This window comes from Pseudomonas sp. E6002 (assembly GCF_013385565.1).
Taxonomy (GTDB): domain Bacteria; phylum Pseudomonadota; class Gammaproteobacteria; order Pseudomonadales; family Pseudomonadaceae; genus Aquipseudomonas.
Map to the genome: position 1 here is coordinate 1 of NZ_JACAPT010000060.1, position 1,080 is coordinate 1,080.

General features: G+C 59.2%; 1 pseudogene. It reads left to right on the forward strand.

The annotated features are described in order from the left end of the window. Positions 1-1,080, forward strand: a pseudogene (locus tag HX815_RS31100) (RHS repeat protein); the annotation flags it as partial.

The window sequence follows — 1,080 nt, forward strand, 5'->3', positions numbered from 1 at the left end:
TTCCTACAGGTATGACGACGCTTGGCGATTGATTGAAGCGACCAACGCTGTCGGCGAAAGCGAGCGTTATCGGTACGACGATCAGCAGGTGATCCTGGAGCGGGAACTGGCCGGTGGGGCGAGTTTCTTCTGGGAGTGGGAACGGTCCGGCAAGGCGGCAACGTGCGTCCGGCACTGGGCCAGTTTTTCGCAGATGGACACGCGGTATGTGTGGGACGACAACGGCACGGTCACCGTGCACAACGCCGATGGCAGCCAGGAAGTCTACGTCCACGACCAGCGCGCACGGCTGGTGCAGCGGATCGATCCGGACGGCGCGCAGCACTTCAAATCCTACGATGAAAAAGGCCGGCTGACGGTCGAGCAGGATCCGCTGGGGGCGGTGACGGCGTATCAGTACGACGAAGCCGGTCGGTTGATTGCGCTGTTTCCCGGGGACGATACGCCGACGTCCTACGAGCATGACAACGGGTTCGTACGGGTTGTGCGCCGTGGTGACGCGGTGTGGAAATACCAGCGTAACGATCAAGGCGATATCACTCGCAAGACTGATCCGGACGGCAATTACACCGAATACACCTACACCCCACACGGAAAGCTTACGGGTGTTTGGTATCCGGACAACAGCAGCCAACGCTTTATCTGGAACGAACGCGGCCAGCTCATTGAGGAAAAACTGGCGAATGGCGGTGTGCGGCGTTATCGCTATGACGACCTGGGGCGGCAGGTGGCTTGCGAGGATGAGCATGGTGCGCTGACCCAGTATCAGTGGGACGCCGTAGGTCGTTTGCTGAAAGTGATTCAGCCTGACGGGGCCACACGCGAATTCAGCTACAACCCGTACGGAAAAATCACTGCTGAGCGCGACGAGTTGGGCCGCGTCACCCGCTACGAATACGCCGATGGTCTGCACCTGATCAGCCGCCGGATTAATCCGGACGGCACGCAGCTTAAATACCGTTATGACAATGTTCGGTTGTTACTGACCGAGATTGAAAACGAGGTCGGCGAAACCTATCGGCTCGACTATCACGCCAACGGCCTGATCCAGCAGGAAACCGGGTTTGATGGGCGCCGCAC